Raw genomic sequence first — 26,921 nt, forward strand, 5'->3', positions numbered from 1 at the left:
ACCGTCCGGGGTCTGGAGGAGGTTCACGACGCACTTCCGTTTCCGGTGGCCGGGACCACCCCGACCAGGTCACCGTGCCCGGCGCCGAGCGTGGGCCGCACGTGCGATCCGGGCGAGCAGGTCGGCAGCCAGACCACGCCGTCCGGGGCGTCGGCGAGCGCGACCGGCAGCGTGATCGTGCCCCGGTCGGTCCGGACGGCGGCGTCCTCGCCCTCGATCAGCCCGAGCCGCTCGGCGGTCGCCGCGTTCAGCTTCACGTAGGGCCGTCGTGCGGTCCCGGCCAGCGCCGGCTCGTCGATCGACAGCGACGCGTCGTCGACCAGCTGACGGGAGGTGGCGAGGACGGCCTGGCCGTAGCCGGGCCGCTTCGCCTCGCCCGCCGCGACCGCGGGGGCGAGCGTCCCGGCCCGGCGGGTGCCCAGCCGGGCCAGCTCGCCGGCCGCGGCGGCCGGGGTCTGGGTGAAAAGGTCGGTGTCCATCTCGACGCCGAGGGTGTCCAGCACCCGGCAGTCCGGGAGCACGCCGGTCGCGTCCAGGGCGACGCCGAACGGGCGGTGCCTGCCCTCCCAGTTGACGTAGGTCCCGGAGCGCTGGGCGTCCGGCGCGACCGGCAGCACCACGTCGGCCAGCTCGGTGACCGCCGAGGTGTGCATCTCCAGGCTGACCAGGAAGCCGACCTCGCGCAGCGCGGTGATCGCGGCCTGCGGGTCGGCCATGTCCTGCGGGTCGACCCCGCCGACCACCAGGGCGGCGAGCTCACCGGCCGCGGCGGCGGCCAGGATCGCGTCGCCGTCACGGCCCGGCTCGGCGGGCAGCGGGCCGGAGCCCCACAGCCGCTCCAGCTCGGCGCGGGCGGCCGCGTCGGTGACCGGCCGTCCGCCGGGCAGCAGGGTCGGCACCGCGCCGGCCTCCAGCGCCCCGCGGTCGCCGGCCCGGCGCGGCAGCCAGCCGATCGACGCGCCGGTGCGGGCGGCGAGCGCGGACACCGCGGAGTACAGCCCGGGCGACTCGGCGGCCCGGTCGCCGACCAGGATCACCGCGCCCGGCTGCTCCAGGGCGGCGGTGACGTCGGCACCCGGCTCGGTGACGACGGCGGCCTCGGCACCCGGCACCGCGTGCAGCACGGTGGCGCCGGTCTTCTCGGCGCCGGTGCTGGTGAACGGCGCGACCTGGAAGTGCCGCAGCCCCTTCTTCCGCCACGCCTTGCGCAGCCGGAGGAAGACGATGCCCGACTCCTCCTCGGGGTCGGTGCCGACGGTGAGCACCGCGGGCGCGTTCTCGATCTTCTCGAAGGTCACCGCGGCCTCGCCCGGGACGCCGTCGGGTGCGGTCCCGACGACGTGCGCGGCGAGGAACTCCAGCTCCTCGTCCGAGTGCGGCCGGGAGCGGAAGTCGATGTCGTTGGTGCGGGCGGCGAGGCGGGCGAACTTCGCGTAGGCGTAGGCGTCCTCGACGGTCAGCCGGCCGCCGGTCAGCACGCCGATCCCGGCGCCGTCGCGGGCGGCGGTCAGGCCCTCCGCGGCGATCTGCAGCGCCTCGGTCCAGGAGGTCTCCGCCAGCTCACCGTCGGCGCGGCGGACCAGCGGCCGGGTGATCCGGCCCGCGCTGCCCAGGTAGCGGAAGGCGAACCGGCCCTTGTCGCAGAGCCACTCCTCGTTCACCTCGGGATCGTTGCCGGCCAGCCGGCGCAGCACGGTGCCGCGGCGGGAGTCGGTCCGCATGTCGCAGCCCGAGCTGCAGTGCTCGCAGGTGCCCGGGGTGGAGCGCAGGTCGAACGGCCGCGACCGGAACCGGTACGCGGCGCTGGTCAGCGCGCCGACCGGGCAGATCTGGATGGTGTTGCCGGAGAAGTAGGACTGGAACGGCTGGTCCTCGGCGATCCCGATCTGCTGGTTCGCGCCGCGCTCCAGCAGGTCGATGAACGGGTCGCCGGCGATCTCCTCGGAGAACCGGGTGCAGCGCTGGCAGAGCACGCAGCGCTCGCGGTCGAGCAGCACCTGCGAGCTGATCGGCAGCGGCTTAGGGAAGGTCCGCTTCCGCTCGACGAACCGGGAGTCGGCCCGGCCGTGCGCCATCGCCTGGTTCTGCAGCGGGCACTCGCCGCCCTTGTCGCAGATCGGGCAGTCCAGCGGGTGGTTGATGAGCAGCAGCTCCATCACACCCTGCTGCGCCTTGTCGGCCCGCTCGGAGGTGTTCTGGGTCTTGACCACCATCCCGTCCGCGACGGTCATGGTGCAGCTGGCCTGCGGCTTCGGCATCGGCCGGCCGCCCATCTCGACCTCGACCAGGCACTGGCGGCAGGCGCCGGCCGGGTCGAGCAGCGGATGGTCGCAGAACCGCGGGATCACGATGCCGATCCGCTCGCAGGTCCGGATCAGCAGCTCGCCCTTGGGGGCGTCGACGACCTGGCCGTCGATGGTGAGCCGGACGTGCCCGTCGGGAACCGGGGTGTCGGTCGACTTCTCGGGGGAGAGGGTCATGCGTGGGCTCCGGTGAGTTCTGTTCCGTCGGTCCGTTCCGCGAGCTCCACGTCCGCGAGCTGCTCGGGCCTCTCGACGTCGGGCTGCGACGCGATCAGGTCCAGGAACTCCTGCCGGAAGTACTGGATCGCACTGGTGATCGGGCTCGTCGCCCCGTCACCCAGCGCGCAGAACGAGCGGCCGAGGATGTTGTCGCAGACGTCGACCATCATGTCGATGTCGGCCGTCGTCCCCTCGCCGCGCACCATCCGCTGTAGCACCTGCACCAGCCAGAACGTGCCCTCCCGGCACGGGGTGCACTTGCCGCAGCTCTCGTGCTTGTAGAACTCGGTCCACTTCATCACCGCCCACGGCACCGAGACGGTCTCGTTGAAGACCTGCACGGCCGTGGTGCCGAGCATCGAGCCGGCCTCGGCGGCGCCCTCGAAGTCGAGCGGCACGTCGAGGTGGTCGGCGGTGAGCAGCGGCGTCGAGGAGCCGCCGGGCGTCCAGAACTTGAGCGGGACGCCGTCCTTCATGCCGCCCGCCAGCTCCAGCAGCCCGCGCAGCGTGACGCCGAGCGGCGCCTCGTACTGGCCGGGGCGCTCGACGTGCCCGGAGATCGAGTAGATCTTCGGGCCGGGCGACTTCTCCCGGCCCATCGAGCGGAACCAGTCCGCGCCACCGGCCACGATCGCCGGGACCGAGGCGATGGTCTCGACGTTGTTGACGACCGTCGGGCTGGCGTAGAGCCCGGACGTCGCCGGGAACGGCGGCTTGAGCCGCGGCTGGCCGCGCCGGCCCTCCAGCGAGTCCAGCAGCGCCGTCTCCTCGCCGCAGATGTAGGCGCCCGCCCCGGCGTGCACCACGATCTCCAGGTCGAAGCCGGAGCCGAGGATGTCGCGCCCGAGGTAGCCGGCCTCCTTCGCCTCCCGGACGGCGGCGCGCAGCCGGCGGATGCAGTGCAGCGCCTCGCCGCGCACGTAGATGGCGCAGAAGTTCGCCCGGATCGCGTAGGAGGTGACGATGCAGCCCTCGATCAGCGCGTGCGGATCGGCCATCATCGTCGGGATGTCCTTGCAGGTGCCCGGCTCGCCCTCGTCGGCGTTGATCACCAGGTACTTGGGCTTCGCGCCGGGACCCTTGCCGCTGCCGTCGTCCTGCGGGATGAAGCCCCACTTCATCCCGGTCGGGAACCCGGCGCCGCCGCGGCCGCGCAGGCCGGAGTCCTTCACCAGCTGGATCAGCTGGTCCGGGTGCGCGGCGAACGCGGTGCGCAGCGAGGAGTAGCCCTCCAGCCGGGTGTAGGTGTCGATCGACCAGGAGCGCGGGGACAGCCAGCGCCGGGTCAGGACGGGGGTGATCGGATCGGGAGTGCTCATCACTTCTTCTCCGGTAGCGCGGGCATCGCGGGCGGCTCGTCCGGCATCGCCGGGGCGGTCCAGCCGTTCTCCTCGGCGAGCCGCACCCCGCGGACCGACTCGACCGCCGACGACGGGCCCTCGACCCGCGCGGTCGTGTCCACGGTGGACGCCTCGTCGGTGAAGCCGGCCAGCTCCAGCTCGACCGTGCGCAGGTCGGTCAGCGGGGCGCCGCGGGTCGGCTGCGGCCGCTCGCCGCGGCGCAGCGCGTCGACCAGCTCGACCGCGGAGTCGACCGTCTGGTTGTCGAAGTACTCGTAGTTGACCTGCAGCACCGGCGCGAGATCGCAGGCCGCCAGGCACTCGGCGTGCTCCAGGGTGATCGACCCCGGGCTGCCCGGCTCGCCGGCCGTCTCCTCGTGCCGCAGCGGCCGGTCCGCGGACCCGAGGTGGGTGCGCAGCCGGTCGTAGATGTCGTCGCCGCCGAGCGCCGCGCACAGCGTGTTGGTGCACACGCTGACCAGGTGCTCGCCGCACGGGCTGCGCTTGTACATCGTGTAGAAGGTCGCCACCGCCGAGACCTCGGCGGTGGTCAGGTCCAGCGCCTCGGCGCAGTACCGGATGCCGTCGGTGCTGACGTAGCCCTCCACCGACTGCACCAGGTGCAGCAGCGGGAGCAGCGCGGACCGGGACTGCGGGTACAGGGAGATGATCTCCTTGGTCCGCTGCCGGGTGAGTTCGTCGAAGACCGGCGAGACCGGCGACGGCTCGGCCGGGGCCGGGAAGTGACGCTCGGTCGGGGTGACCGGCGCGGGCGAGTTCGTCTCCGGGTTGCCCTCCGGGAGCGTCATCGGTCGCAACCTCCCATCACGGGATCGATCGAGGCGACGGCCGCGATCACGTCGGCGACCTGGCCGCCCTCGCTCATCGCGGGCATCATCTGCAGGTTCACGAAGCTGGGATCCCGCAGGTGCACGCGGACCGGGCGGGTGCCGCCGTCGGACACCAGGTGCGCGGCGAGCTCGCCGCGCGGCGACTCGACCGCTGCGTACGCCTGGCCGGGCGGCACGTGGAAGCCCTCGGTGACCAGCTTGAAGTGGTGGATCAGCGACTCCATCGACTGACCCATGATCTTGCGGACGTGCTCGAGGGTGTTCCCCATGCCGTCGCTGCCGATCGAGAGCTGGGCCGGCCAGGCGACCTTCGGGTCGTCCACCATGACCCGGCCCGGCCCGATCTCCGCGAGATGCGCCAGCGCCTGTTCCATGATCTTGAGCGACTCGTGGATCTCGGCGACCCGCAGCCGGTACCGGGCGTAGCAGTCGGCCTCGGTCGCCGTCGGCACCTCGAAGTCGTACTGGTCGTACACCGAGTACGGCATGTGCTTGCGCAGGTCCCAGGCCAGGCCGGCGGACCGCAGGATCGGGCCGGACGCGCCGAGCGCCAGGCAGCCGTCGACCGGCAGGTAGCCGACGCCCTCCAGGCGCTGGCGCCAGATCGGCTGGCCGGTGAGCAGCTTGTCGTAGTCGGGCAGCCGGGAGTTCATCACCTTCAGGAAGTCGGTGATCTTCTCCTGGTAGTCCGCGGGCAGGTCCTGGGCGAGCCCGCCCGGGCGGATGAACGCGTGGTTCATCCGCAGCCCGGTCAGGTGCTCCAGCAGGTGCAGCACCTCTTCGCGCTCACGGAAGCCCGAGGTCATGCCGGTCAGCGCACCCAGCTCCATGCCGCCGGTGGCGAGCGCGACCAGGTGCGAGCCGATCCGGTTCAGCTCCATGAGCAGCACCCGGATGTGCTCGGCCCGGTCCGGGACGGTGACGCCGAGCAGCTTCTCCACGGCCATGCAGTACGCAGCCTCGTTGAACAGCGGCGACAGGTAGTCCGCGCGGGTCACGAACGTGACCCCCTGGGTCCACGTCCGGTACTCGCAGTTCTTCTCGATGCCGGTGTGCAGGTAGCCGATGACGGCGCGGCCCTGGGTGACGGTCTCGCCCTCGAGCTCCAGGACCAGGCGCAGCACGCCGTGCGTGGACGGGTGCTGCGGACCCATGTTGATGACGATGCGGTCGTCGTGCTCCGCATCCATCAGGGTGTCCCAGTCGCCGCCGGTGACCGTGTAGACGGTGCCCTCGGTGGTCGGGCGGCCCGGCGCGGCGTACGGGTCCTGCTTCGGTGTGGTGGAGCGGTCGTCAGTGCTGGTCACGGATTCGTCCTCCGCTCGTCCGGTCGCTGCCGGGATCGGCCGGTCACGAGTAGGCCCGCCGCTCGTCCGGGGGCGGGATCTCCGCGCCCTTGTACTCGACCGGGATGCCGCCGAGCGGGTAGCTCTTGCGCTGCGGATGGCCGTCCCAGTCGTCGGGCATGAGGATCCGGGTGAGCGCGGGATGGCCGTCGAAGACGACGCCGAACATGTCCCAGGTCTCGCGCTCGTGCCAGTCCGCGGTCGGGTAGACGTCCACCACGCTGTCCACGTGCGGCTGCTCCAGGTCGAGCGCGACCTCCAGCCGGACCCGGCGCCGGTAGGTCATCGAGAGCAGGTGGTAGACGACGTGCAGCGGCCGGTCGACCGGGCTGCCGTCCGGCGCGGAGTAGTCCACACCGGACACCCCGGAACAGAACTCGAAGCGCAGGCCGGGGTCGTCGCGCAGGGTGCGGGCGACCGCGTTCAGCCGGGCCGGGACGATGTAGAGGGTCAGCTCGTCGCGGTCGACGGTGACCTGCTCGATCGAGTCCCGCGGGATGCCCCGCTCGTCGAGGGCGGCCCCCAGCTCGTCGGCGAACTCGTCGAACCAGCCGCCGAACGGGCGCTCCGCCGGAGCCGGCGCGTGGCCGGGCAGCCGCAGGCCGCCGTAGCCGGAGGTGTCGCCGGTGCCGCGGACGCCGAACATGCCCGACCGGGTGCGGGTCTCGGAGATGGCGGCGGCCGGGCGGGTGCCGGCGAGCGCGTCGCCGCCGCCGGCGGCCTGCTGCTGCTCCAGCTCGGCGCCGCTCTCCTGGGCCGACGAGTGCGGTCCGCCGGTGGGCTCGGCGCCGACGCCCGCGGCCTCCGGCTCGGGGGCCTCGTCCTTGGACGTGCCGGTCGGCTCGGTCACCTGTCCTCACCCCCGGTGAGCTGCTGCTGCCGCGCGGCCTCGGCGAGCGAGGGCAGTCCGCCGTCGCTCACCTTGGGCTGCGCACCCGGCTCCAGGTAGTTCGGGACGTCCGGGGTGTGGGTGTTCTTCAGCGCGTCGAGGCCCTTGTGCTTCGGCGCGAACTTGATCGACGACGGGACCATCGGCGTGCGGTAGCCGGACTCGGCCAGCTCCGCGGCCCGCTTCGGGCCGAGCGGCTCGTCGGAGATCTTGGCGTGGATCTTCAGGATCGCGTCCATCAGCATCTCCGGCCGCGGCGGGCAGCCGGGCAGGTACATGTCGACCGGCACCACGTGGTCGACGCCCTGGACGATCGCGTAGTTGTTGAACATGCCGCCGGAGCTGGCGCACACGCCCATCGCCAGCACCCAGCGCGGCTCGGGCATCTGGTCGTAGATCTGGCGCAGGACCGGGGCCATCTTGTTGCTCACCCGGCCCGCGACGATCATCAGGTCGGCCTGCCGCGGCGAGGCCCGGAAGACCTCCATGCCGAAGCGGGCGAGGTCGTAGCGCGGGGCACCGGTCGTCATCATCTCGATCGCGCAGCAGGCCAGGCCGAACGTGGCGGGCCAGAGCGACGACTTCCGGGTCCAGTTGACCAGCTTCTCGACGCTGGTCAGCAGGACACCGCTGGGCAGGTTCTCCTCGAGTCCCATTTCGGCTCCGTCAGCTCCACTCGAGTCCGCCGCGCCGCCATTCGTAGGCGTACGCGAAGGCGATGGTGGCGATGTAGAGCGTGATGGCCACGAACCCGAAGACACCGACCGCATCCGCGATGACGGCGTAGGGGTACATGAACACCAGCTCGATGTCGAACAGGATGAACAGCATCGCGGTGAGGTAGTAGGCGACCGGGATCCGTCCACCACCGACGATCGGCTGCGGCGAGGGCTCGATGCCGCACTCGTAGGAGTCGAGCTTGGCCCGGTTGTACCGGCGCGGTCCGATGAGCGGGGCGGAGGCGACCGAGAACAGCGCGAAACCGGCTGCCAACGCGAACAGCAGGACGAGCGGGAGATAGGGATCGAGCATCCGTACACCTTCGTAGTCGCGCGGCCACCGCCGTTGGTAGTGGTGATCCACAAGCCGGTCGCCGGAGACCCTATGTCCGTCGCCGTGTGACGAACGACCCAGGTGAGCCTTACCTGGGGCGGCCGACGCGCCGGTCACGGCGCACGTCCACCCAGGTCGGGCCCCTCCGATCGGCCTGTCGGCCACCACGCTTGTGAAAAACTTCACGAACGTGCGGACGAGTGTAGGGCGTGCTCCCGGAATCCGTCTCGGTGGATTGCACGACGGATGAGGAAATGTTGCAGCGCAACGAGGAAGGACCGGCCGGGCCGGAAACGATCAGACCGGTCTGACGGCCCGGTGCAGCGCGACGGCGCCGACCGTGAGGTTCCGCCAGGCGACCCGCTCCCAGCCGGCCTCGGCGATCCGCCGGGCCAGCGCGGGCTGGTCCGGCCAGTCCCGGATCGACTCGGCGAGATAGAGGTAGGCGTCCGGGTTCGACGACAGCGTCCGGGCCACCGCGGGCAGCACGTGCCCGAGCACGGCGCCCTGGTACAGCGCGCGGAACGGGGCCCAGGTCGGGGTGGAGAACTCGCAGACGACCAGCCGCCCGCCGGGCCGGGTGACCCGGGCCAGCTCGCGCAGGCCGGCCGCCGGGTCGGCGACGTTGCGCAGGCCGAACGAGATGGTGACCGCGTCGAACGCGCCGTCGGCGAACGGCAGGTGCATGGCGTCGGCGGCGGCCTTCGGCACGTCCCGGTGGGCGCCGGCGCGCAGCATGCCCAGCGAGAAGTCGGCGGCCACGCACCAGGCGCCGTCCTTCGCGAGCTCCACAGTGGACACCGCGGTGCCCGCGGCGAGATCGAGGACCCGCTCCCCCGGCTGCGGGGCCAGCGCGCGCCGGGTCTGGATCCGCCAGTAGCGGTCCATCCCGCCGGACAGCGCGGTGTTGGTCAGGTCGTAGCGCCGGGCGACGCCGTCGAACATGCGGGCGACGTCGTGCGGGTTCCGGTCGAGCTCGGCGCGGGACACACCACGAGATTACGCAGTGCCCGGCTCAGCGGCCGAACTGCTCGGCCAGCACCGCCCGCAGCCCGGCCAGGTACTCGGCGCGGACCCTGGCCGCGGCCGGCGCCCACTCCTCGCGCGGGATGCTCACCCCGGTGCCGGGCCCGGTGAACGCGCCCATGCCGTGCAGCGCGATCCAGCGGTGGTCGTAGTCGTGCGGCGCGGTGCGGTCCCAGGCGACGCCCCGGACCGCGGCCCGCCGGACCCGCGCCGGATCGGCGAACGCCCAGCGGTTCACCGGCTCGCCGTAGCGGTCCCGCAGCACCGCCAGCGCGGACGCGGCCGTGGGATCGGTGCAGCGGACCGCGTCGAACCGGGCCCTGACCTGCGCTGCGTAGAACCAGGCCGCGGCGTCGGCCATCGCGTCCCCGGCGACCAGGCTCGCCGAGAGGGCGAACAGCACCGGCGGCATCATCCGCTGCGGAGCGGCCAGCACCTCGGTGCGGGCGGCCGCACGGACGGCGGGTCCGGCGTGCAGCAGGCGGCCGGTCAGGGCCACCGCGGCCGAGGTGTCCACCGTGCGGAGCTCGCCCTGCGGTTCGACGACGATCGTGCGGCCCAGGCGTGTCATGTCCATCAGGTTGACGTGGGAGGCGGGCGTGCGGGTCCGCACGACTACGGAGTCCGTGTGGGGGTGGGGCCGGTGCTGGTGGGGTCCGGTGCGCGGTTCGGGGTGGGGCGCGCAGCTCGCGGCGAGGGCTCGCGGCTCGCGGCCCGAGGCGAGGGCGCGCGGCGATGGGGCGAGGGGTGGTGCGAGAGCCCACCGCCCGGGGAACGGGGCCGGCGCGCGGGCACCCGGGCGCCCGGGCTCCTCGCACCCCCAGCACCACCGCGCACCCGCTCCACCCGGTGCGGCGACCGAACCGGGGTGCGGCGGCGCACGCGGTGCGGGAAGGATCGTTCAGGCCACCAGCCGGTCAGGGGCCTCGCGCAGCACCTGGGCGTAGTGCGCGAGCAGCTCGTCCCCCACCGCCGACCAGGTGCGGCGCAGCACCGACTGCCGGGCGGCCGCACCGAACGCCCGGTTGCGGTCCGGGTCGCAGAGCGCCCGCACGGCGGCCACCAGCTCGCGGTCGGCGGCGTCGGTGGCCGGATCGCCGGGCTCGCCGGCCGGCTCCGGCCGCGGCGCCACCAGGTACCCGGTGCGGCCGGGGAGCACCAGGTCGCGCGGCCCGCCGGCGTCCGGCGCAACCACCGGGATCCCGGAGGCGAGCGCTTCCTGGACGGCCTGGCAGAACGTCTCGGACTGGCCGGTGTGCACGAAGACGTCGAGGCTGGCGTAGATCTCGGCGAGCTCGTCGCCGCCGCGGTGCCCGAGGAACGCCGCCGCGGGCAGCCGCTCGCGCAGGCCGTCGGCGCTCGGCCCGTCGCCGACGACGACCAGCCGCGTGCCGGGCAGGTCTCCGAGCACGGCGAGCCGGTCGACCTGCTTCTCCGGGGCGAGCCTGCCGACGAAGCCGACCAGCCGCTCGCCGCCCGGCGCCAGCTCGGCCCGCCGGGCGGCGCTGCGCCGGGACGGGGTGAACCGGCGGGTGTCGACGCCGCGCGCCCACTGGTGCACCCGCGGCACCCCGCGCTCGCGCAGCGCTCCGGTCGCCCAGCTGGACGGCGCGAGCGTCCGGTCGGCCTGCGAGTGCAGCCGGCAGGTCCAGCGCCAGGCCGCGCGGGCGGTCAGGCCGAGTCCGTAGGACGACGCGAAACCGGCCACGTCGGTCTGGTAGACGGCGACGGTCGGGATGCCGAGCCGCCGGGCGGCGGCCAGCCCGCGGGCACCGACGACGAACGGCGCGGCCAGGTGCACGACGTCCGGCCGGAACGCCCGCAGCGCCGTCAGCACCCGGCGGCTCGGCACGCCGACCGGCATCGAGTTGACCACCGGCAGCCCGACCGCCGGGACCCGGACCACCGGCACGCCGTCGTGCTCGGCGGGCTCACCGGTCCCCGGGGCGATCACCAGCACGTCGTGCCCGTGGGCGCGCAGGTGCTCGCACACCCGCAGCACCGAGTTGGTGACACCGTTGACCACCGGCAGGAAGCATTCGGAGACGATCGCGATGCGCACGACCCGACAGTGGCGCCGGCGGAACGCCGGGCCGGGTCCGCGGCGTGATCACCCGCAGAACGACGCGCGAACATCGGGTACGGCGCACGCGAGTTGGCGTTCCCGGCGCGCACGCGTCATCTCGCGGTCGCGACCGGGTCATCCCCCGCCCGGACACTCGGGTGGCATGACGGCCGTCCCGCACACCTCCCGACCCGCCCGACCGGTCGATCCGGCACTGCTGTCCCGCGCGCTGGAGACCGCGGGCCGGCTGGCGAACGACGCTGCCGAGGTGATCACCGCGACGCTCGGCCAGGAGCACGGCCGCAGCGTCAAGGCCAACCCGTTCGACTGGGTCACCGACACCGACCGGACCCTGGAGCGGCACACCCGCCGGGTGCTGGCCGCGGACTTCCCGGGCTGCCCGGTCGTCGGCGAGGAGTACGGCACCGGCGACGACAGCCGCGCCGACGCCGACGCCGCGCCGCTGCGCTGGGTGGTGGACCCGATCGACGGCACCGCGAACTACGTCGCCGGGCTCCCCTGGTGCGCCTACAGCCTGGCGCTGGTCGACGACGACGGGCCGGTCGTCGGGGTCGTCGCCGATCCGGGCCGCGGCCAGATCTACGCCGCCGCCCGCGGCCGCGGGTTCCGGGCGAACGGGGTGCCGGTGCCCGCGCCGCGGACCACCGGGCCCGCCGGGGCGCTGGTCTGCGCCGAGGACCCGGAGCCCGGGTTCCTCCGGCGCTGCCGGTCGGCGCACGCCGGGGTGCGGGTGCTCGGGTCGGCCGCACTCGCGATCACCCAGGTCGCGCTGGGGCACGCGGTCGCGGCGACCCTGGAGCGCTACCACGAGTGGGACGTGGCCGGGGCGCTCTGCCTGGCCACCGAGGCCGGGGCGCTGGTGCTCGGCCGGGACGGCCGGGCCGCGGCGATGCCCGAGGGCGGGATGCTCGTCGTCGCCCCGCACGCGGCCGCCGAGGTCGCCGCGCTGTGGCGGGACTGACCGGGGCCCGGGCCCGCCGGTCGGGACGGTCGGGCCCGCCGGTCGGGTCAGTCCTGCCGGTCGCGCCGGTCGCGGCGCCGCCGCAGCACCACGTACGCCGGGCCGACGACCACCCAGACCGCCGCGATCCCACCGGCGATCGGCAGGATCCCGTCCACCGCGGACCGGCCGGCGACCCGCAACCGGGTCGGCTCCGTCGTGTCGTACTCGACGTAGATGTTCTCGCCGGGGGTCAGCCCGGCCGGGTACGAGATCCCCGATCCGGGGGTCTGCAGGCGCCCCTGGTCGTCGACGAACCGGACGACGGTGCGCCAGTAGTCCGATCCCTCCAGGACGGTCGCCGCCGTCGTGCCGCGGTTCGCGTCGATCTGCGCGTCGTTCAGGAACGCCCCGCCCAGAGCGATCACGGCCAGCAGCGTCAGCGTGGCGCCGACCCCGGCGACGATCTCCGGAACGCGGTAGCGCACCCGGCTCAGGAGGCGGCCCGCCGCGGCCCGGGTCTCGGTCAGCACGTCGCCCGTCGGACTGGTCACGATCGGCGAGTCTAGGAAGCGCCGGCCACCCGGGTGTGGCCGGGACCTCGCCCCGGGACGCCACGCCGGTACGGCGCGTTGCCTACTCTCGGATTGTGACTGTCGCACCGGCCACCACCGCGTTGCGCGTCCGCACCCGCCCGCTCCGGCTGGACGGACCGCTCCTGGACACCCTCCCCGGCGACGCCGACCCGCTGAGCTGGGTCCGTGGCGACGCCGGGGGTGACGAGGGGATCGTCGGCTGGGGCGAGGTCGCCCGGTTCACCGGTTCCGGCCCCGACCGGTTCGCCGAGGCCGACCGGTGGTGGCGCTCGGTGGTGGACGGTCTCGACGGCCACAGCGACGACGTCCGGCTGCCCGGCACCGGTGCGGTCGCGTTCGCGTCCTTCACCTTCGACGACGACGCCCCCGGCTCGGTCCTGGTGGTGCCGCGGGTGGTCGTCGGGCGGCGCGGGTCCCGGGCGTGGATCACCGAGATCACCCCGGCGGACGCGCCGTTCGCGCAGGCGGCGATCCGGCCGCCGGCCCCGGTGCGCCCCGGCGGGCGGCTGCGCTACGCCGACGGCGACGTGCCCGCGCACCGCTACCGGGTCGCCGTCGCCGAGGCGGTGCAGCGGATGCGCGCCGGGGAGCTGGCGAAGGCGGTGCTCGCGCACGACCTGCTGGCGCACGCCGACGCGCCGCTCGATCCACGGTTCCTGCTGCACGGGCTCGCCCGGCGCTACCCGACCTGCTGGAGCTTCGCCGTCGACGGCCTGGTGGGTGCCACCCCGGAGCTGCTGCTGCGGCTCGACGGGCAGACCGTCGAGTCCCGGGTGCTGGCCGGGACGATGTGGCCCTCCGGTTCCGGCGCCGACGTCGGCACCGCGCTGTACGGCTCGGCGAAGGACCGCCGCGAGCACGCCTACGCCGTCGACTCGCTGGCCGCGTCGCTGCGCCCGCTGGTCGCCGAGCTGGCCGTGCCGGACACCCCGGCCGTGCTGACCCTGCCGAACGTGTCGCACCTGGCCAGCGACGTGCGCGCCCGGCTCGACCCGGACCGGCCCGCGTCGCTGCTCACGCTGACCGGCGCGGTGCACCCGACCGCCGCCGTGGGCGGCACCCCGACCCCGGACGCGACCGCGCTGATCAGCGAGATCGAGGGGCTCGACCGCGGCCGCTACGCGGGCCCGGTCGGCTACGTCGACGCCGACGGCGGCGGCGAGATGGGCATCGCGCTGCGCTGCGCGGAGCTGCAGGGCCGCACCGCGCGGCTGTTCGCCGGGTGCGGGATCGTCGCCGACTCCGATCCGGACGCCGAGGTGCGCGAGGCCGCCGCGAAGATGCGGGCGGTGCGCGACGCGCTGGAGGGCTGACCGGATCAGTCCCGCACCGGGAGCACGTATCCGGTCAGCAGGCCCAGCACCTGGGCGTGCAGGTCGTCGGGACCCAGCCGGCCGGAGCCGTGGTACCAGCGGGACACCGACAGCAGCATCCCGTTGATCAGGTTCACCATGGTCGGGATGTCCAGGTCGTCCCGGACGACCCCGTCCTGCACACAGTCGTGCAGCAGCTTCTCCGCGGCGTGGTTGACGTCACGGGCCCACGACCGGTAGTTCCGCAGAGCCTGCGGCGAGAGCTGGTGCTCGTCCGCGGTGAGCACCCGGTAGTAGGTTCGGTACCGGACGGCCGAGTCCACCTGCAGCCGCAGGTATGCCTCGAGCTTCTCGCGCGGGGACCCGTCGCTCGTGACGATCTCCTCGACGCCGTGCCGGAGCGGGTAGATGACCTGCTCGACGATGGTCTCCAGCAGCCAGCCCTTGGAGTCGACGTACTGGTAGAGCGTGGGCTTGCTGACCCCGGCCTCGGCCGCGACGTCGCTGATCGTGGCGTCGACGTAGCCCTTGCGCTCGAACACCCTCGCCGCGGCGTCGACGAGTTCCTGGACGCTGGTGGCTCGCTGCCGTGCCATCCCTCTCCTTCTCGGTGCCGCGGCCCCGCCGGGCACCCTTGTCGAACGTTACCGGCCGGAACGCACCGTTCAGCGCGGCGGCGGGCGGACGGCGGCGTCGAGCCGGATGCACTCGGCGTTGAGATACCCGTTCTCGACGATCGAGCGGACCATCCTCGCGAACTCCTCGGGCCGCCCCATCCGGGGCGGCTCGAGGAGGGTCTGCTCGATCCCGGCCCGGACCCGGTCCGGCAGCGAGCCGGTCATCGGCGTCTCGAACAGCCCGGGTGCGATCGTGTTGACCCGCACGCCGGTGCCCGCCAGGTCCCGCGCGACCGGCAGCGCCAGCCCGATCACACCGGCTTTGCTGGCGCTGTAGGCGGCCTGGCCGCTCTGCCCGTCATAGGCCGCCCCGGATGCCGTGTTGATCATGACGCCGCGTTCGCCGTCCTCGTCCGGCTCGTTCGCCAGCATCGCCGCGACCGCGACCCGCATGACGTTGAAGGTGCCGCACAGGTTGATCCGCATGACGCGTTCGAAGTCCTCGAGCGCCGCCGGGCCGCGCCGGGAGACGATTCGGGCCGCATCAACCACCCCGGCGGTGTTGACCCCGATGTGGACCGCGCCGAACTCGGCCAGCGTCCGCTCCAGCGCGCGTTCCACCGCGCCGGCGTCGGCCACGTCGGCCTCGATCCCGATCGCCGCGGGCAGCTCCGCCGCGAGTGCCGTCGCACCGGTCCCGTCCCGGTCCAGCACGGCCACCGACGTGCCGGACTGAGCCAGGTGGGTGCACACGGCCCGGCCGAGGCCCGACGCACCGCCGGCGACCATCGCGACCTTCCCCGTCACGTTCATTCGCCGACGAACCCCGGCTCGCGGCGGGCGGCGAAGGCCCGCAGTCCCTCCGCGAAGTCCCGGCTGCCGGTGTACTCCTCGCAGGCGGCCAGCTCGTAGGCCAGCGCATCCTCCAGCGGACGCTCCAGACCGGTGTCGACGACGTCCTTGATCCCCGCCAGGCCGAGCGGGCTGAGCCGGCCGATCCGGTCGGCGAGCTGCTGGGCGGCGGCGGCCAGCCGGTCGTCGTCGACCACCTCGGTGACCAGGCCCGCCTCGTACATCCGCTCGGCGCTCCAGCTCTCCGCGGTGAACAGCAGTTGCTTGGCCCGGTTCGCCCCGATCCGCCGGGGCAGCCGTGTCGCGCCGCCCGCGGCCGGGAACATGCCGTACCGGGCATGCCCATCGGCGAAAGTGGCACTGCGGGCGGCCAGCACCAGGTCACAGGCCAGCACCAGCTCCAGCCCGCCGGCGACCACACCGCCGTGCACGGCCGCGATCACCGGTTTCGGGTGCCGGGCGACCTGGTCGAACAGCCCGGCGGCCCGGCGCAGGAAGCGGGCCACCCCGGCGCCGCCCAGCTCGTCGAGCACCCGGGTGAGGTCGGCGCCGGCGCAGAACATCGGACCGGCCCCGGCGAACACGACCGAGCGCACGGCACGATCTCCCTCGGCCGTGCGCAGCGCGGACGCGACGCCGTCGAGCAGCTCGACCGACAGCGCGTTGCGCCGCTCGGGCCGGTTCAGGGTGATCCAGGCGGCGCTGCCCCGGACCTCGAACCGGACGTCGTCCTGTGTCACGCGTCGTCACTCCGTTCGGTGGTGCGGTGATCGGGTCCGCGCTGAGCGTCGGCGCGGATGATCGCCGGCCCGGACGGGTCGACGATGCTGCCGAAGAGCTCGCGGTTGTGTGCGTGCGCGAGATGGTGGGTGTCGAAGGTGGACTCCACCGTGGAGCGCATGCCCTGCAGGTCGAGCGCCCGATTGACCGCACGCTTGGCCAGCCGGATGCCGAACTGCGGGCGGGCTGCGATCCGCCGGGCGAGCGCCAGCGTCTCGGCCTCCAGGTCCGCCCGTGCGACGACCCGGTTCACCATGCCGAGCGCACGGGCGTCCTGTGCACCGATCGGCTCACCGGTGAACAGCATCTCCTTCGCGCGGCGGTGTCCCAGCTCCCACGGGTGCACGAAGTACTCGGCCGCCGCCGCACCGAACGCGCTGGTCGGGTCGAGAAAGACGGCATCGTCGGCGGCGACGATGAGGTCGCACGGCCAGATCAGCTCCAGCGCCCCGCCGATCGCGCGGCCCTGCACCTGCGCAATCAGCGGCCGGGGCAGTTCCCGCCAGCGCAGGCACAGGCCCAGGAAGACCTCCTCCTCCACGGCGTACCAGCCCTCGGCGCCGGGGGCGGCGAAGCCGCCGGTGAGCGTGCGCGGGGTGACGCCGTCCATGTCGAAGGCCCGGTCGAGGTTCAGGTCGTGACCGGCGGAGAAGTCGTCCCCCTCGGCGGCGAGGACGATCACCCGGACCGACTCGTCGCGGACGGCAGCCTGGTAGGCGTCGTCGAGCTCGTGCAGCATCCGCCGGTCCTGCGCATTGAGCTTCGCCGAGCGGGTCAGCACCACCCTGGCGACCCCGTCGGCGGGGTGTTCGAGCCGCACCCGCGGCCGGGTGCTGTCCTCGTCGTTCATGTCCGGTTCCTTCCCAGGACGGTGACGGCCGCGACCGCGGCGTCTGGTCCGAGATAGCCGCCCGCGTTCTCGGCGATCGCGTACCGTGCGCCGTCGACCTGCCGGGCCCCGGCTCGGTCGCGCAGCTGGTCGGCCAGCTCGACCACCTGAGCAAGCCCGGTGGCGCCCAGCGGATGTCCCTTCGACTGCAGCCCGCCGCTCGGGTTGACCGGGAGCCGGCCACCGATCCGGGTCGCCCCGTCGCGGAGCAGGGCCGGGGCCGCACCCTCGGCGCACAGCCCGAGCTGTTCGAGGACGATCAGCTCGGCGGGCGCGGCCGCGTCGTGGCACTCGACGACGTCGATATCGCCGGGTTCGACGCCGGCCGCCAGGAACGCCCGCCGGGCCACCTCGGGCACCAGCTCGCCGTACTGTCCGGGGCTCCCGGAGCCGAGCGCGGTCGCGAGCAGCCGGACCGGGTCCGCACCGTCCCGCCGCGCGCGACCGGGCGTCGTCAGCACGACCGCCGCCGCGCCGTCGGACAGCGGGGCGCACATCGGCACCGTCAGCGGACCGGTGACCCGCCGGGCGCAGAGCACGTCGGCGACGGTCAGCTCCCGGCCGTACTGCGCCTTCGGGTTGAGCGCCCCGTGCGCGGCGTTCTTGACCGCGACCGTGGCGAAGTCCTCCGGCGTCGCGCCGGAGGACTCCTGGTACCGGGCGGCGAAGCGGGCGTAGACATCCATGAACACCGATCCGGTGTCCCGGCTCCCGAGCTCGTCGCGGATCTCGTCGAGCCGCTCCTGGTCCAGCGCCGAGGTCAGCGCCGCCTGGGCTCGTCCCTTCTCCGCCACGACCAGCTTCTCGGCCCCGATCGCGGCCGCGCTCTCGGTCTGCCCGGACGCCACCGCGAGCCACGCCTGGTGCAGCGCCGTCGCCCCGGAGGCGCAGGCGTTCTCGACGTTGACCAGCGGGACCCCGGACAGCCCGGTCGCCCGGATCGCGTGCTGGCCGCGGACCGACTCCTGGCCCTGCAACAGACCGCCGAGGACGTTGCCGTAGTAGATCGCGCCGATCGCCGGATCGGCCGCGGTCCTCCCGGCGTCGGCCAGCGCCTCTCCGGTCGCCTCGGCGACCAGCGAGGAGACCGGCCGGTCCGGATGCTTCCCGAAGCGGGTCATCCCGACCCCGCTGACGACGACCTCACGCACGGTGCTCATCCTCGGTCCCGCGACGGTCCTCATAGTCCTTGGCCAGGCCGAGCATCAGTCCACGGGCCAGCGTAGAGCGGTCCACCGCCATCACCCGCTTGCAGGAGATGAGCCCGGGCAGTTCGGCGACGGCGGAGTCGATGGTCGCCTGGTCCGGCGCCTCGAAGAGCATGAAGAACTCGCTCGTCTCGATGTCGCCGCAGCCGCCGAGCCAGACGACCGGTCCGCGCGGCGGGTCCTCCAGCGAGCCTGCCACCACCCGGGCCATCGGCTGCAGGTGGTCGCGGGTGACGTCACCACCCTCGCCGAGCGCCTGACGGACGAGGAACTTCATGTGCGCACCTCCGGGTGGTCGTGGGCGCCGGCGGTTCCGGCCTGCTTGAGCCGGAACTTCTGGATCTTTCCGGTCTCGGTCCGCGGCAGGTCGTCGACGAGGCGCACGTAGCGGGGAACCGCGAAACGCGGCAGCTTCTGCCGGCAGGCCGTGACGATCTCCTCCGAGGTCGGGGCATGCCCGGCGCGGGCCACCACGGCGACCGCGATCTCCTCCTCGCCGAACTCCGAGGGGACCGGGTAGGCCGCCGACTCCGCCACCCCGTCGATCATGTTGACCACGTCCTCGACGGTCTGGGCGGCGACGTTCTCCCCGCGGCGCCGGATCATGTCCTTGATCCGGTCGACGTAGTGCAGGAAGCCGTCGGCGTCGAGGTAGCCGGCGTCGCCGGTGTGCAGGCCGAAGTTCCGCAGGACCTCGAGCGACGTTGCCGGCTGGTTCCAGTAGCCGGAGAAGGTCGACCACGGCTCGTCGCAGCCGACCACGATCTCGCCGGTCTCCCCGGCGGGCAGCTCCCGGTCGTGCTCGTCGACGATCCGGACCCGGTACGGCAGGTAGGCACGCCCGCATGCGCCCTTGCGCCCGTCCAGGTTGAACACCGAGATGTTGCTCTCGGTGCTGGCGTAGGCCTCGAACACCTCGAACCCGAAGCGCTCGGTGAACGCGTCCCCCACCGCCGTCGGACGCGGGGCCAGCAGGCCCCTGGTGATCGTGTGGTCGCGATCGGCCGCGGAGGGCTCCTGTGCCAGCAGGAAGTGCCCCACCGAGACGACGGCGTGCATGGCCGTGGCGCCGAACGCCCGTGCCTGCTCGAAGTAGGCCGCGCCGCTGAACCGGCGGACGAAGCCGCACCGCGCACCGGAGAGCAGGCAGGCGCCGACGTTCATGTACCGGCCGCCGGCGTGGAACAGCGGCAGGATCGAGATCAGCGTGTCCTCGGTGGTCAGGGCGAGGGCACCGGCCGTGCGCTGGGCGATCCGGAAACAGTGGTGGTGCGGGAGCAGGGCTCCCTTGGGCAGGCCGGTCGTCCCAGAGGTGTACATGATCGCCGTGGGCGAGCTCGCCCGGATCTCGGCGGAGGTCCGCAGCTCCACCGTGGGACCGGCCAGCATCTCCTCGACCGAGGGCGACGGCCCCGGCTCCGGCTCCGCCGAACCGTCGAGCGGCCCGGCCGACACCAGCACCGGGGCCCCGCCGTCGGGTAGCGCCGCGACCAGCGCGTCCCGGAACCGTGGTGCCACGACCGAGGCCGTCGGGTCGGCGTCGGCCAGCACGTGCCGCATGCTGGCGCCGACCAGGGCCGGGTTCACCGGGACCTCGACCGCCCCCAGCTTGGACAGTGCGATCCCGACCTGGACGACCCGCAGGTCGTTCTCCAGCAGGGTCGCGACCCGGTCCCCGATCCCGATCCCGAGCTCACGCAGCCCGGCGGCGATGGTGCTCGCCGACCGGTCCAGCTCGCCGTAGGTCAGGGTGCTGCCGTCGTCCTGCACCAGGCACTCGCGGTCGGGATCATGCGCGGCCCATCGTTCGACGACCACGCTGAACACCCGGTCCATCGGGTCGAGCTCGAAGGGCAGCGGTGCGTCCAGCGAGGTCGGCGGTGTCCAGCTCACGACGTGCCCTGCGGTGGCGCGGGGACACGCTCGCGCTCCGCGGTGGTCAGGCAGCCGCGGCACTTCACGACCCGCAGCCAGCCCCGGTAGTCGGCCAGCCGGTAGCGGTGCAGCTCGGCCGCGCCGCAGGCCGCGCAGACACCGTCCACGTGCTCGACGGGCTCGTCCAGGGTCTTCTCGGTTGCTTGGGGGTACAGCATGTCACTCTCCCTCCGCGCCGGACACCGCACCGCGGGCCCGCGTCTCGGTCGTGTAGATCCCGTCCCGCAGGTCCCGCCGGACGGCCTCGTCGCTGCGCCGGGACGGCGCTCCGTAGCCGCCACCACCCGGCAGCTGGACCGCGATTACGTCACCGGCGCCGAACTGGACCCCGGCCCGCTTGCTCAGCCGGAACTCGGCGCCCGGCACGTCCTCGGACGCAACCGGACGACCGGTCGCCGCGTCCGCGATCCCGGCCACCACCTCCGGATCTGCCAGCTCCCGGCCGGCGGCCCACTCCCCGACGGCGGCGCGGTACACGGTGATCGACGCCAGGGCACCGGCACCGCCGCCGATCACCCCTTTGGTCGGGAACCGGCACTGGTCGACCTGGTAGAGCGATTCGACGTCGACCTGCGGGGAGAGCAGCACCCGGTTCGCCGGGCCACCGCGGTGCTCGCCGGGTCCCGCGGTGTCGGCGACGAACTCGCGTTCCAGGATCAGCACCGGGTAGGCGATCTCGTCGAGCTCGATCGAGGGTTCGACGCAGTTGCCTCCCTCGACCAGGGTGAACGCGCAGCCGTCGCCGCGCCGGGTACCGCCGTAGGGGCCGGAGAACGGCCGCATCGCGACGAACGGCACCGGCGCCGGGCCGCGGTCGTCGAGCCCCGCGAACCCGATCACCGAGACGTCGTCGTAGTTCTCGCCGACGGCCAGCTCCGGGTCGGCCTGCGAGAGGGCCTGTTTGACCAGGTTCAACGCCTTGGTCAGCAGCATGGTGTGCCCGGCGTTGGTCGACATTGGCGGCAGAGCGTGCAGGCACGATCCGGGCGGGACGACGACGTCGATCGGCCGGTAACCGCCGGCGTTCGGCGTGATCCCGGTCTGGTCCAGGATCGCGGCGACCCCGAGGTGCGCGGCGCAGACGGTGTCCGACCACTGCGAGGCGTAGCCGAACCACTCGGCGCGGCAGCTGCCGGAGTAGTCGACCTCCACCCGGTCGGCGTGCTTGCGCACGGTGCAGCGCAGCAGCATCGGATTGCCGGCGGCGTCGTTGTCCAGGTGGTCCTGCGCCTCGTAGACGCCGTCCGGGATCCGGGTGAGCGCGTGCCGCACGAGTCGCTCGGAGTAGTCCACCGTGTACTGGGCAGCGCTGCGGTAGGCGGCGGCGCCGTAGCGCCGCAGATAGTGCCCGACCATGTCGGCACCGAGCTGCAGCGCCGACCGGATCACCTGCAGGTCGTTCACCGACAGGTCCGGGATCCGGGTCTGCTCGGTGAACAGCTCCAGCGTCTCGGTGACCAGCTCCCCTTCCCGGTAGAGCCGCCGAGGGGTGATCTTGATTCCTTCGGCGTACATGTCCCGCTGCAGACCGGCGCCCAGGCCGCCGGGGACCGGGCCGCCGATGTCGAGCCAGTGCGTGATGCTGACGGCGAAGCCCATCAGCTCGTCGCCGTCGAAGATCGGCATCAGGGCACCGACGTCGTTGACATGGCTACCGCCGCGGTACGGGTCGTTGTAGACGACCACGTCGCCGGGCCGGAAGTTCTCCGCTCCGAAGTGTTCGATCGCCATCCGCGCGTAGAACTGGTTGATCACGTAGTGCCCGGGCGCCGCGGTCGCCATCGCGATCGCGTCGAAGTCCAGGTCGCGATCCGGGTCGCGCGGCCCGAGCAGGCCGATCCCGAAGTCGTTGACCTCGTTCAGCAGCGGGCTCAGCGCAGCAGTGTTGATCTTCAGCTGCATCTGCAGGGAGACGAACCGCAGCGCGTGCCGGAGCACCTCGGCGGTGGTGAGATCGAGGCCGTAGGTGGACCGGATCTCGTCGGCGGTCGGGGTGATGCTCGTGCTCATCGGACGCTCTCCTCAAGCTCGACCACGATGTCGCCGACCTGGTTGACCCGGGCGACGTCGCCCGGGACCAGGACGCCGGTGTAGCTGGGTGCCTCGATGACGGCAGGGCCGCGCACGATCTGGCCCGCCGCGAGCTCCTCCGCCCCGAAGACCGACGCGGTGACGCGTTCTCCGCCGACGACGATGTCCCGGCCGGCGCGCGGTGGTGCCGGATCGGTCCGGGTCAACGCGGGCGGGCGCGGCGCCCGGGACTCTGGGACCACCAGCCGGACCCGCAGGTTGGCGATCTGCACCGGCGCCGGCAGCTGGTAGCCGTACTGGCGCCGGTGCGCCTCGCCGAACTGCTCCGCCAGGTGCGCGGCCGGATCCGGCTGGGTCGGGTCGACCAGCGCCGGGAGCTCCCACCGCTGCCCGGCGTACATGCCGTCGACGACGAACTCGGCGTGCGCGTCGGGATGCCCGAACCGTTCGCGGACCTTCACGGCGGTCTCACGCATCGTCGCGAACGCGCCGGCGGCTACCTCCTCAGTCGCGATCGCCATCACCGGGACGACCTCCTCGTCGAATCCGGCCCCCTCCAGCAGGCCGAACGCCGAGAACACGCCGGCCAGCGCAGGGAAGACCACCCGGGGCATCTCCAGGATCCGGGCGACCTGGGTCGCGGCGAGCGGTCCGGCGGCACCGTAAGCGAGCAGACCGAACTCGCGAGGATCAACGCCCCGGTAGACGGTGAGCTGACGGATTGCCTCGGCCATGTTGTGGATCGCGACCTGGGCGACGGTGCCCGCAACCTGCTCGGGAGTGGTCGCGAGCCCCTCGGCAAGTGGACCGAACGCGCGCTCGGCCGCCGCGGTGTCGGGCCGGATCTCCCCACCGAGCGGGATCTTCGGATCCAGCCAGCCGAGCAGCAGCAGCGCGTCGGTCACGGTCGGGACCTCCCCACCGCGGCCGTAACAAGCAGGCCCGGGGACGCTGCCCGCGCTCTGCGGCCCGACCGCCACCCCGCCCGCGGCGTCCAGTGCGGCGATGCTGCCGCCCCCGGCCCCGATGCTGTGGATCTCGAGCACCGGCATGCTGACGATCAGGTCGTGCTCCAGTTCCAGCTCACGCTTCGTCGAGGCCCTGCCCTCGGTGATAACGGCGACGTCGGTGCTGGTCCCGCCCATGTCGAAGCCGACCAGGTTCGGCTGTCCCAACGAGCGGGAATAGCTCTGCACCCCCATCACGCCGCCGACGGGGCCACTGTTCAGCGTGGTCACCGGGCGTGCGGAGACGGCGGCGGGACTGCTCACCCCGCCGTCGTTGGTCATGAAGTTCAGAGGTGCAGCGTGCCCGGCACCGGCGAGCCGCTCCTCGACCGAGCGGGTGTAGCTCTGCATCAGTGGCCGGGCGTAGGCGTTGAGGACACAGGTGGAGAGCCGGTTGTACTCCCGCGGGAACGGGGCGACCGCCGAGGAGAGACTGACCCCGACGTCGGGATAGCGCTCCCGGATCAGCTCGGCCGCCCGCTCCTCGTGGGCAGGGAACTTGTAGGCGTGCAGGAAGCAGACCGCGATGCTCCGGCAGCCCTGCTCGTACAACTCGTCCACCTCGGCGAGCAGGCCCGCCTCGTCGAGCGGGAGGAGCACCGATCCATCGGCGCGTACCCGCTCGGCGACCGAGCGGCGCAGGTGCCGCTCGACGATCGGCCGCAGTTCGTGCGGCCGTCGCCAGCGGGGGTCGGTGAGCGCGTCGGCGGAGCGCCAGCCCCTCCCCATGTCGAGCAGGTCCCGGAAGCCCCGCGTCGTCAGCAACCCGACCAACGCGCCCCGCCGGGTGAGGATCGCGTTCAACGCGACCGTCGTGCCGTGCACGACGCTCTCCACCTCGCCGGGTTCGAGTTCGGCCTTGCCCACCGCACTCAGCAACCCCGCGGCCAGCTCCCCGTGCGTGGTGAGCGATTTCGTCGCCATCCGGATCTCGTCCCCATCGGCAACCACGAGATCGGTGAACGTTCCACCGGTGTCGATCCCGATCCGCACCATTGCGTCGGTCCCTTCGTCGCTCTTCCGGATCCCGCCCGAGCCGTCGGCATCCACTACTGCATCTAATCTTTACTAACCCGATAGTAATAATTGACCCTATGCCCGTCAACGTCGACGGACCTCACCCGTCGACTATCGCCTCGGGCGGGACCCAGAGGTCCGGCTGCTCACTCCGGTCCGGCGGGCGCGCGCGCCCGCTCCGCCATCACCACCTCCTCCGCCATGAGCACCGGCTCGGCGAGCCCGTCACGACGACAGCGAGGAACGACATCGGGATGCCGACGGGGATCTCCGAGGAGCTGGGTGTGTCCAGGACGAGGACACCACGGCCTACGAGACCACTCCCACCATCAGGCCCGCCGCGGCGGCGGCCGAGGTGCACCGCCGCGACCAGATCCCGAGCACCATCGGCGCACAGAAGGCCGCGGACAGGAACCCCGTGGCCGCGATGTAGAGCGGGACGAGGGACTCCACGGTGGATCGAGCGCGAAGATCTTCGACGGTCCGGCGCGTGGCTCACTGACGTGCTGCTGTCCCGCTACCGGGATCTCGGCGAACACCTCGATGTCGAGCCGGTCCCGCCCGGCCGCCTGACCGCGCGCGGCCAGCGCCGTCGCGACCACCGTCGCCACCCCGAGTGCCGCCACCGCCGCCACGGCCATCGCCCGGCGCTGTTCCACGCCGGCTCGCCCAAATCCGCGGTTATTACTTACTAGCAAGTAATAATTCACGCACCGAAGAGGGTCAGTTCACGACTGTGCATCGGCTCGGGCCTCCGCGGCCGCGGAGTCATACCACGGCCTCGCCCACAGCTACCTGCAGCGCGGCGTGCGCGTCCCGCAGCCCGCTGCGGGAGGCGGCGACCCGCACCAGCCGCCGCCCGGACCCGGTCCGGGCCGCCAGCTCCGCCGGGTCGCCGGACCAGTCCACGGCCGTCCAGCCCAGCGCGCGGGCCAGGCCGAGCAGATCGGCGCCGGTGGGGGTGCCGAACACCCGCTCGAACGCGCTCGCGTGCTCCGGCCCGCCCTGTTCCAGCAGGTGGAAGATGCCGCCGCCGTCGTCGTCGAGCACCACCACGGTCAGGTCCGGGGCGGGCTCCGAGCGGCCCAGCACGAGACCGGTGGTGTCGTGCAGCAGGGTCAGGTCGCCGAGCAGCAGCGTGGTCGGCCCGGCGTGCGCCAGCGCGGCGCCGACGGCCGTGGAGACGGTGCCGTCGATCCCGGCCACCCCTCGGTTGGACCGGATCACCAGGCCGTCCCGGGGCACCGCGGCGAGCGCGACGTCGCGCACCGGGTTCGACGAGCCGAGCACCAGCTGCGCGCCGTCCGACTGCTCGGCGACCAGGTCCCTGGCCAGCCGCAGGCCGGGCGCGCCCGCGGCGAGCTCGCCGTCCAGGGCGGCGTCGAGGGCCTTCGACGCGGCCCGGTCGGCGGCGCCCCAGGCGTAGGCGAAGTCGTCCGGCGGGGCGAGCGCGGGCAGCGCGCCGACCGCCCGGACGGTGCCCGGCACGTCGGTCCAGGTGTCGCCGTCCGGGCCGGGATCGGCGTACACCGCGACGTCCGGGTCCGCGAGCAGCTGGGCGACCGCGCGGTGCAGGGTCGGCCTGCCGAGCACCACCACCTGGGACGGCCGCAGCTCCGGCCGGTCGAGCAGCCACGGCGCCGCGCGCAGCGCGTGCCGCCACCACGGCGACGACGGCTCCGCGGCGAGCGGGGCCCCGCCGAGCAGCCCGGGATCGGCGGCCGGACCGCCGGATCCGGCGATCACCAGGGTGCGGGCGGCCGGGTCCAGCGGCAGCGGCGGCAGCGTGCGGACCGGCCGGGGCGCCACCGTCCAGCCGGCGCCACCGGGGCGCCCGCCCGGGATCCCCGGGCCGAGCAGGTCCCGCGACCCCGGGCGCGGCGCGCCCGGGGAGCCGGCGACAGCGGCAGGATCGGCAGAGTCGGTGTCGGGGACCAGCGGCTCGGCGTAGGGCAGGTCCAGCTGGACCGGGCCCGGCCCGCCGGAGCCGCCGCCGGTCGCCGCGGCCAGTGCCCGGGCCACCCCGGACCGCCAGCGGCGGACCTCTGCCTCCGACACCCCGGACACCCCGGAAGGCACCGCGAGCGAGCCGGACCAGCGCACGGCGGTCCCGAAGATCCCAGCCTGGGCGATCGTCTGGCTGGCCCCGGTGCCGACCAGCTCGGGCGGGCGGTCCGCGGTCAGCGCGAGCAGCGGCACCCCGGCGTGCGCGGCCTCCAGCACCGCCGGGTGCAGGTTCGCGACCGCCGTCCCGGACGTCACGACGACCGGGACCGGGCGGCCGGACGCCACGGCCAGGCCGAGCGCGAGGAAGCCGGCGGTGCGCTCGTCGATCCGCACGTGCAGCCGGAGCAGCCCGAGCTCGTCCGCGCGGGCCAGCGCGAACGCCGGCGGCGCGTTGCGGGACCCGGGGCAGAGCACCGCGTCGGTGACGCCGGAGCGCACCAGCTCGTCGACGATCACCCTGGCCTGGGCGGTGGAGCCGTTCACCGTCCCGACCCTAGGCCGGTCGCCGCGGTTCCCGCCGCGACGCCGATCACGGCCCCGGCCGCCCGGGCCGCGCGGCCGCCGGCGCGCGGTCGGCGTCCGGCAGCGGGAGGTACTCGTGGTCGGCCATGTGCCC

At 73.6% G+C, this 26,921-nt stretch carries 25 protein-coding genes; 2 read left to right on the plus strand and 23 right to left on the minus strand.

The window, feature by feature from the left end; all coding sequences use genetic code 11:
- Positions 1-23: 23 nt before the first annotated feature.
- The 10 genes from ACVJO7_RS06590 to ACVJO7_RS06635 form a co-directional block, all read right to left on the minus strand.
- The gene (locus ACVJO7_RS06590; protein ID WP_491672119.1) at positions 24-2,480 is read right to left on the minus strand and encodes an NADH-quinone oxidoreductase subunit G; all 2,457 of its coding nucleotides are present in this window, start codon (positions 2,478-2,480) and stop codon (positions 24-26) included.
- Entirely contained in the window at positions 2,477-3,841 is a 1,365-nt protein-coding gene (nuoF, locus tag ACVJO7_RS06595) for an NADH-quinone oxidoreductase subunit NuoF (protein ID WP_491672120.1), read from the minus strand. Before nuoF ends, ACVJO7_RS06590 begins: the two co-directional genes overlap by 4 nt.
- The gene (nuoE, locus tag ACVJO7_RS06600) at positions 3,841-4,671 is read right to left on the minus strand and encodes an NADH-quinone oxidoreductase subunit NuoE (protein ID WP_344027125.1); all 831 of its coding nucleotides are present in this window, start codon (positions 4,669-4,671) and stop codon (positions 3,841-3,843) included. The genes nuoF and nuoE overlap by 1 nt, the downstream gene beginning before the upstream one ends.
- Complete coding sequence (locus ACVJO7_RS06605) at positions 4,668-6,020, minus strand: NADH-quinone oxidoreductase subunit D (protein WP_491672121.1); 1,353 nt, start codon at positions 6,018-6,020, stop codon at positions 4,668-4,670. Before ACVJO7_RS06605 ends, nuoE begins: the two co-directional genes overlap by 4 nt.
- Before the next feature lie 43 nt (positions 6,021-6,063).
- Positions 6,064-6,909 (minus strand): NADH-quinone oxidoreductase subunit C, encoded by an 846-nt coding sequence (locus tag ACVJO7_RS06610; protein WP_425563663.1) that lies wholly within the window; start codon positions 6,907-6,909, stop codon positions 6,064-6,066.
- Positions 6,906-7,604 (minus strand): NuoB/complex I 20 kDa subunit family protein, encoded by a 699-nt coding sequence (locus tag ACVJO7_RS06615; protein ID WP_344027121.1) that lies wholly within the window; start codon positions 7,602-7,604, stop codon positions 6,906-6,908. The genes ACVJO7_RS06610 and ACVJO7_RS06615 overlap by 4 nt, the downstream gene beginning before the upstream one ends.
- A 10-nt stretch (positions 7,605-7,614) precedes the next feature.
- Positions 7,615-7,980 carry an NADH-quinone oxidoreductase subunit A gene (locus ACVJO7_RS06620; RefSeq protein WP_085910676.1) on the minus strand — a complete coding sequence of 122 codons (366 nt, stop codon included), beginning with the start codon at positions 7,978-7,980 and terminating at the stop codon, positions 7,615-7,617.
- A 318-nt stretch (positions 7,981-8,298) separates the two neighbouring features.
- Positions 8,299-8,991, minus strand: a complete 693-nt coding sequence (locus ACVJO7_RS06625) for a demethylmenaquinone methyltransferase (RefSeq protein WP_491672122.1) — start codon at positions 8,989-8,991, stop codon at positions 8,299-8,301.
- A 25-nt stretch (positions 8,992-9,016) separates the two neighbouring features.
- Positions 9,017-9,598, minus strand: a complete 582-nt coding sequence (locus ACVJO7_RS06630) for a hypothetical protein (protein WP_491672123.1) — start codon at positions 9,596-9,598, stop codon at positions 9,017-9,019.
- A 330-nt stretch (positions 9,599-9,928) separates the two neighbouring features.
- Complete coding sequence (locus ACVJO7_RS06635; protein ID WP_491672124.1) at positions 9,929-11,089, minus strand: glycosyltransferase family 4 protein; 1,161 nt, start codon at positions 11,087-11,089, stop codon at positions 9,929-9,931.
- 166 nt (positions 11,090-11,255) lie between these two features.
- On the opposite strand from ACVJO7_RS06635, the gene ACVJO7_RS06640 reads away from it, so the two are divergent.
- The gene (locus tag ACVJO7_RS06640; RefSeq protein WP_491672125.1) at positions 11,256-12,074 is read left to right on the plus strand and encodes an inositol monophosphatase family protein; all 819 of its coding nucleotides are present in this window, start codon (positions 11,256-11,258) and stop codon (positions 12,072-12,074) included.
- Positions 12,075-12,121: 47 nt separating this feature from the next.
- Here the strand turns inward: ACVJO7_RS06640 and ACVJO7_RS06645 are convergent, their stop codons facing one another.
- Entirely contained in the window at positions 12,122-12,607 is a 486-nt protein-coding gene (locus ACVJO7_RS06645) for a DUF3592 domain-containing protein (RefSeq protein WP_491672126.1), read from the minus strand.
- Positions 12,608-12,702: 95 nt separating this feature from the next.
- On the opposite strand from ACVJO7_RS06645, the gene ACVJO7_RS06650 reads away from it, so the two are divergent.
- Positions 12,703-13,962, plus strand: coding sequence for an isochorismate synthase (locus tag ACVJO7_RS06650; RefSeq protein WP_344027110.1), 1,260 nt, complete (start codon positions 12,703-12,705; stop codon positions 13,960-13,962).
- 5 nt (positions 13,963-13,967) lie between these two features.
- Here the strand turns inward: ACVJO7_RS06650 and ACVJO7_RS06655 are convergent, their stop codons facing one another.
- The 12 genes from ACVJO7_RS06655 to menD form a co-directional block, all read right to left on the minus strand.
- Positions 13,968-14,558 carry a TetR/AcrR family transcriptional regulator gene (locus ACVJO7_RS06655; RefSeq protein WP_491672127.1) on the minus strand — a complete coding sequence of 197 codons (591 nt, stop codon included), beginning with the start codon at positions 14,556-14,558 and terminating at the stop codon, positions 13,968-13,970.
- A 69-nt stretch (positions 14,559-14,627) separates the two neighbouring features.
- Positions 14,628-15,392 carry an SDR family NAD(P)-dependent oxidoreductase gene (locus tag ACVJO7_RS06660; RefSeq protein ID WP_491672128.1) on the minus strand — a complete coding sequence of 255 codons (765 nt, stop codon included), beginning with the start codon at positions 15,390-15,392 and terminating at the stop codon, positions 14,628-14,630.
- Positions 15,389-16,171: an enoyl-CoA hydratase/isomerase family protein gene (locus ACVJO7_RS06665; RefSeq protein WP_491672129.1), complete on the minus strand. Its 783-nt coding sequence runs from the start codon at positions 16,169-16,171 to the stop codon at positions 15,389-15,391. Before ACVJO7_RS06665 ends, ACVJO7_RS06660 begins: the two co-directional genes overlap by 4 nt.
- Positions 16,168-17,061, minus strand: coding sequence for an enoyl-CoA hydratase (locus ACVJO7_RS06670; protein WP_491672130.1), 894 nt, complete (start codon positions 17,059-17,061; stop codon positions 16,168-16,170). Before ACVJO7_RS06670 ends, ACVJO7_RS06665 begins: the two co-directional genes overlap by 4 nt.
- Positions 17,058-18,260 carry a thiolase family protein gene (locus ACVJO7_RS06675; RefSeq protein WP_491672131.1) on the minus strand — a complete coding sequence of 401 codons (1,203 nt, stop codon included), beginning with the start codon at positions 18,258-18,260 and terminating at the stop codon, positions 17,058-17,060. The genes ACVJO7_RS06670 and ACVJO7_RS06675 overlap by 4 nt, the downstream gene beginning before the upstream one ends.
- Positions 18,244-18,585 (minus strand): hypothetical protein, encoded by a 342-nt coding sequence (locus tag ACVJO7_RS06680; RefSeq protein ID WP_491672132.1) that lies wholly within the window; start codon positions 18,583-18,585, stop codon positions 18,244-18,246. Before ACVJO7_RS06680 ends, ACVJO7_RS06675 begins: the two co-directional genes overlap by 17 nt.
- On the minus strand, positions 18,582-20,201 hold the full coding sequence (locus tag ACVJO7_RS06685; protein WP_491672133.1) for an AMP-binding protein: 1,620 nt from the start codon (positions 20,199-20,201) through the stop codon (positions 18,582-18,584). Before ACVJO7_RS06685 ends, ACVJO7_RS06680 begins: the two co-directional genes overlap by 4 nt.
- Complete coding sequence (locus ACVJO7_RS06690; RefSeq protein ID WP_491672134.1) at positions 20,198-20,401, minus strand: hypothetical protein; 204 nt, start codon at positions 20,399-20,401, stop codon at positions 20,198-20,200. Before ACVJO7_RS06690 ends, ACVJO7_RS06685 begins: the two co-directional genes overlap by 4 nt.
- 1 nt (position 20,402) lies before the next feature.
- Positions 20,403-22,253 carry a hydantoinase B/oxoprolinase family protein gene (locus ACVJO7_RS06695; RefSeq protein WP_491672135.1) on the minus strand — a complete coding sequence of 617 codons (1,851 nt, stop codon included), beginning with the start codon at positions 22,251-22,253 and terminating at the stop codon, positions 20,403-20,405.
- Entirely contained in the window at positions 22,250-24,277 is a 2,028-nt protein-coding gene (locus tag ACVJO7_RS06700; RefSeq protein ID WP_491672136.1) for a hydantoinase/oxoprolinase family protein, read from the minus strand. The genes ACVJO7_RS06695 and ACVJO7_RS06700 overlap by 4 nt, the downstream gene beginning before the upstream one ends.
- A 330-nt stretch (positions 24,278-24,607) precedes the next feature.
- Positions 24,608-24,751, minus strand: coding sequence for a hypothetical protein (locus ACVJO7_RS06705; RefSeq protein WP_491672137.1), 144 nt, complete (start codon positions 24,749-24,751; stop codon positions 24,608-24,610).
- Between the two features lie 315 nt (positions 24,752-25,066).
- Positions 25,067-26,788, minus strand: coding sequence for a 2-succinyl-5-enolpyruvyl-6-hydroxy-3-cyclohexene-1-carboxylic-acid synthase (menD, locus tag ACVJO7_RS06710; RefSeq protein ID WP_491672138.1), 1,722 nt, complete (start codon positions 26,786-26,788; stop codon positions 25,067-25,069).
- Positions 26,789-26,921 lie beyond the last annotated feature (133 nt).

It is taken from the genome of Pseudonocardia sp. DxW (assembly GCF_058448985.1).

Excerpts from the sequence above, each read along its gene's own strand:
- ACVJO7_RS06590 (WP_491672119.1), bottom strand. The coding sequence starts at position 2,480 with ATGACCCTCTCCCCCGAGAAGTCGACCGACACCCCGGTTCCCGACGGG.
- nuoF (WP_491672120.1), bottom strand. The coding sequence starts at position 3,841 with ATGAGCACTCCCGATCCGATCACCCCCGTCCTGACCCGGCGCTGGCTG.
- nuoE (WP_344027125.1), bottom strand. The coding sequence starts at position 4,671 with ATGACGCTCCCGGAGGGCAACCCGGAGACGAACTCGCCCGCGCCGGTC.
- ACVJO7_RS06615 (WP_344027121.1), bottom strand. The coding sequence starts at position 7,604 with ATGGGACTCGAGGAGAACCTGCCCAGCGGTGTCCTGCTGACCAGCGTC.
- ACVJO7_RS06620 (WP_085910676.1), bottom strand. The coding sequence starts at position 7,980 with ATGCTCGATCCCTATCTCCCGCTCGTCCTGCTGTTCGCGTTGGCAGCC.
- ACVJO7_RS06630 (WP_491672123.1), bottom strand. The coding sequence starts at position 9,598 with ATGACACGCCTGGGCCGCACGATCGTCGTCGAACCGCAGGGCGAGCTC.
- ACVJO7_RS06640 (WP_491672125.1), top strand. The coding sequence starts at position 11,256 with ATGACGGCCGTCCCGCACACCTCCCGACCCGCCCGACCGGTCGATCCG.
- ACVJO7_RS06655 (WP_491672127.1), bottom strand. The coding sequence starts at position 14,558 with ATGGCACGGCAGCGAGCCACCAGCGTCCAGGAACTCGTCGACGCCGCG.
- ACVJO7_RS06660 (WP_491672128.1), bottom strand. The coding sequence starts at position 15,392 with ATGAACGTGACGGGGAAGGTCGCGATGGTCGCCGGCGGTGCGTCGGGC.
- ACVJO7_RS06670 (WP_491672130.1), bottom strand. The coding sequence starts at position 17,061 with ATGAACGACGAGGACAGCACCCGGCCGCGGGTGCGGCTCGAACACCCC.
- ACVJO7_RS06675 (WP_491672131.1), bottom strand. The coding sequence starts at position 18,260 with ATGAGCACCGTGCGTGAGGTCGTCGTCAGCGGGGTCGGGATGACCCGC.
- ACVJO7_RS06680 (WP_491672132.1), bottom strand. The coding sequence starts at position 18,585 with ATGAAGTTCCTCGTCCGTCAGGCGCTCGGCGAGGGTGGTGACGTCACC.
- ACVJO7_RS06690 (WP_491672134.1), bottom strand. The coding sequence starts at position 20,401 with ATGCTGTACCCCCAAGCAACCGAGAAGACCCTGGACGAGCCCGTCGAG.
- ACVJO7_RS06695 (WP_491672135.1), bottom strand. The coding sequence starts at position 22,253 with ATGAGCACGAGCATCACCCCGACCGCCGACGAGATCCGGTCCACCTAC.
- ACVJO7_RS06700 (WP_491672136.1), bottom strand. The coding sequence starts at position 24,277 with ATGGTGCGGATCGGGATCGACACCGGTGGAACGTTCACCGATCTCGTG.